Below are 3,603 nucleotides of genomic sequence, written 5' to 3' on the forward strand. Positions count from 1 at the left end.
GGCCTGATCGACAGCCATGTGCACCTGGTGTCCGACGTGGCGGGCCAGGCGGGCTTCCTGGCCGAGATCACCGACAACCTGCCTTCGCGCGCCTACAGCGCCGCCATGAACGCCCGCAAGACGCTGATGGCCGGCTTCACCACCGTGCGGAACCTGGGCGACAGCGGCGGCGTCACCCTGGCGCTGCGTGAGGAGACGGCGGCCCACCGCCTGGCCGGACCGCGCATCATCGACGCCGGGAACAGCATCTCGACCACCTCCGGCCACATGGACGGGCGTCTGGGCTTCAACGACGACTTCCGCGAACACATCGCCCACGACAACGTCTGCAACGGCGCCGAAAGCTGCCGCGAGGCCGTGCGTCTTCAGGTCGGACGCGGCGTCGACGTCATCAAGATCGCCACCACCGGCGGGGTCAACAGCCGCATCGGCGCCGGACTGGGCGCCCAGATGTTCGACGACGAGGCCAAGGCCCTGATCGACACGGCCCACCTCTACGGCAAGAAGGTCGCCGTCCACGCCCACGGCGCCGACGGCATCAACCTGGCCCTGCGGATGGGCGTCGATTCGGTCGAGCACGGCACCATCTTCGACGACGAGACCCTGCAGCTGCTGCGCCGCACCCGCGCCTACTATGTGCCGACCCTGTCGGTCGTGAACGGCTACACCGAGCGTCTGGCCGCCGACCCCGAGGCCTATCCGCCGGAAGTCCTGGCCAAGATCCGCTGGCGCATCGAGATCACCGGCCAGTCGCTGCAACGCGCGGTCCCGGCGGGCGTCCGCATCGCCTTCGGCACCGACGCGGGCGTGTCCAAGCACGGCCGCAACGCCGATGAGTTCGAGCTGATGGTCAGAAACGGCATGACGCCGGCCACCGCCATCGAGGCGGCCACCGTCAACGCCGCCGATCTGCTGGGCGTCTCGACCGAGGTCGGCACGCTGGAGCCGGGCAAGCGCGCCGACGTCATCGCCGTGGCGGGCGATCCGCTGACCGATGTGACGACGCTGAAGTCCGTCGCCTTCGTCATGCGCGACGGCCGCGTCTACAAGGACGAACGCTGAGCCAGATAACGGCGACGCATCACTTCCGGCTTGGCCGCGCCCGCGCGCGCGGCTAAGCCGTCGTCCCATGGCTGACGACGCATCGATCCGACCCGCCCGCGATTTCTCGATCCCCCGTCACGACTGGACGCTGGAGGAGGTCGAGGCCCTGTTCGCCCGCCCCTTCATGGAGCTGGTGTTCGAGGCGGCGACGGTGCACCGGCGCACCTTCGACCCGAATGAGGTGCAGAAGTCGCAGCTGCTGTCGATTAAGACCGGCGGCTGCGCCGAGAACTGCGGCTACTGCTCGCAGTCGGCCAGCTTCAAGACCGGGCTCAAGGCCGAGAAGCTGATGGAGCCGACCGCCGTCATCGCCGAGGCCATGGCGGCCAAGGCGGGCGGAGCCAGCCGCTTCTGCATGGGCGCCGCCTGGCGCGAGCTGAAGGACCGCGACACGCCCAAGCTGGCGGCCATGATCTCGGGCGTGAAGGCGCTGGGTCTGGAGACATGCGCCACCCTGGGCATGCTGAACGCCGATCAGGCGAAACAGCTGAAGGACGCGGGCCTCGACTACTACAATCACAACCTCGACACCGGGCCTGATTATTACGCCGAGGTGGTGACGACCCGCTCCTATCAGGACCGGCTGGAGACGCTGCAGCATGTCCGCGACGCGGGCATGAACACCTGTTGCGGCGGCATCGTCGGCATGGGCGAGAAGCGCCGCGACCGCGCGGGCCTGCTGCACGCCCTGGCCACCCTGCCCGTCCACCCCGACAGCCTGCCGGTCAACGCCCTGGTCCCCGTCGGCGGAACGCCGCTGGGCGAACGGGTGCTGAAGGAAGGCGAGATCGACCCGATCGAGTTCGTCCGCACCGTCGCCGTCGCCCGCCTGGTCTGCCCCAAGTCGATGGTCCGCCTGTCGGCCGGTCGCGAAGGCATGACGCCGGAAATGCAGGCCCTGTGCTTCCTGGCCGGCGCCAACTCCATCTTCGTCGGCGGCAAGCTCTTGACCACGCCCAACCCGGAAGAGGACGACGACGCCAAGCTGTTCGCCCTTCTGGACCTCAAGCCCATGCCCGCCAAGGGTTGCGACGCCCATTGATCCGGGTCCGCCCGACGCGCGGAACGGACATCGACCGTCTGGAGGCGGTGGAGCGGTCGGCGGCGACGCTGTTTCGCACCCTGCCCGATCTGGCCTGGATCGCCGACGACCATGTCGCCGGACCTGAGCCTCATGCGCGCGCCGTAGCGCAAGGCCTGTCCTGGGTCGCCGTCGACGCAGAAGACCAGCCGGTCGGCTTCCTGATCGCCGCCGTAGAGGATGGCGCGGACCTGCACGTTCTTGAGTTGTCCGTCGCCGCCGACCACCAGGGACGCGGCGCCGGGCGGGCGCTGATGCAGACGGCCCGACGCGAGGCCGAGGCCCGCGCCATGTCGGCCCTGACCCTGACGACGTTCGCGAACGTCCCGTGGAACGCGCCCTTCTATGCTCGCCTCGGCTATACAGCGCTGACTGCGGAAACCCTGCCCGCCTATCTGCGCGAGGCACTGGCCGCACAAGCCGAACACGGCCTGACCGACCGTGTCGCCATGCGCCTCAAGCTCTGACGCCTATTTGCTCATCCAGGGACGCGACGCCCCGCTCTTGATGCGGGCCGCCTGCTCACGCTGGAAGCGCCCGCCGCGCGGCGGCTTGGGCCGAGCGTCGATCGCCGCCTTCTTGAGCCGCAGCGCCCGCTGAACGGGCGTCTCGCCGGGAAGGGAGTCCGCAGGTTCGGCGGCGGGGGCGTGATCGTCGTCGGTGCTCATGCCGGTGCTTCTAGCACGCCGACGCTATGAAGTCTTACCGCCCCGGTCGCCGGGTCATCGCAGAAGCGGGCGCCAGTTGCAGGCCGCGCGCCTCCAGACCCGCCGTCCAGCGAGCGGCGGCCTCGACGGTGACGGGGTAGGAGAAGCCGGTTCCCAGGGCCGCGCCGTTGGCCTTGGCGGCGGCCTCCAGCGCATTGAACTGGCGCAGGATGGCGGCGGGGGTCTGTTCCTCGTCGACGACGCGGTCGGCGCTGGCGCGGGCGAAGGCGCCGGGGCGGCGGCGCATGGAGCCGTCGTCGAGGAAGGCCAGGCCGCGCTGGCGCAGATTGGTCATGAGGGCGCTCACGCCTTCGTCCGAGGTCGCGAACCGGTCGCCCAGATAGTTGGTCACGCCGAAATAGCCCGTGGCGCGCGCCAGCAGCCAGTCCAGCTTGACCGCCACGTCGTCGGCCCCGCCGGACGACAGCAGGGTGTAGGGGCCGGGGTCGTTGTCGGGATAGCCGGTCGGCTCCATCGGCAGTTCGATCATCACCTCATGGCCGTGGGCGCGGGCCAGGTCGATCCAGGTCTGAAGCCCCTCGGCGTAGGGCACGAAGGACAGGGTCACTTCGGCGGGCAGACGCTCGATCGCCGCGCGGGTCGGGGCGCTGTTCAGGCCCAGCCCGCCGACCACCAGGGCCACCATCGGTTTGCCGTTCGAGCGGAAGGGCCGGGCGTAGGCCTGGGCCGGGACGCGGCCGTCGGCGGCGA

Annotated in this window: 5 protein-coding genes; 3 read left to right on the forward strand and 2 right to left on the reverse strand. The window is 70.0% G+C overall.

Going from position 1 to position 3,603, the window contains the following annotated elements:
- The 3 genes from B2Y21_RS12815 to B2Y21_RS12825 all read left to right on the forward strand — a co-directional run.
- Positions 1-1,062 (forward strand): metal-dependent hydrolase family protein (locus B2Y21_RS12815; protein WP_292060249.1); only part of this gene is annotated, 1,062 nt, incomplete at its 5' end.
- Between the two features lie 67 nt (positions 1,063-1,129).
- Positions 1,130-2,146, forward strand: coding sequence for a biotin synthase BioB (gene bioB, locus B2Y21_RS12820; RefSeq protein ID WP_292060250.1), 1,017 nt, complete (start codon positions 1,130-1,132; stop codon positions 2,144-2,146).
- Positions 2,143-2,652 carry a GNAT family N-acetyltransferase gene (locus B2Y21_RS12825; protein ID WP_292060251.1) on the forward strand — a complete coding sequence of 170 codons (510 nt, stop codon included), beginning with the start codon at positions 2,143-2,145 and terminating at the stop codon, positions 2,650-2,652. The genes bioB and B2Y21_RS12825 overlap by 4 nt, the downstream gene beginning before the upstream one ends.
- Before the next feature lie 3 nt (positions 2,653-2,655).
- On the opposite strand, the gene B2Y21_RS12830 is transcribed toward B2Y21_RS12825, so the two are convergent.
- Positions 2,656-2,853 (reverse strand): hypothetical protein, encoded by a 198-nt coding sequence (locus tag B2Y21_RS12830; protein ID WP_292060252.1) that lies wholly within the window; start codon positions 2,851-2,853, stop codon positions 2,656-2,658.
- A 34-nt stretch (positions 2,854-2,887) separates the two neighbouring features.
- Positions 2,888-3,603, reverse strand: a 716-nt coding sequence (locus B2Y21_RS12835) for a divergent polysaccharide deacetylase family protein (RefSeq protein WP_292060253.1), incomplete at its 5' end; no start/stop codon positions are given.

Origin of the sequence: Brevundimonas sp. UBA5936, from assembly GCA_002430835.1 — a bacterium.
GTDB lineage: Bacteria > Pseudomonadota > Alphaproteobacteria > Caulobacterales > Caulobacteraceae > Brevundimonas.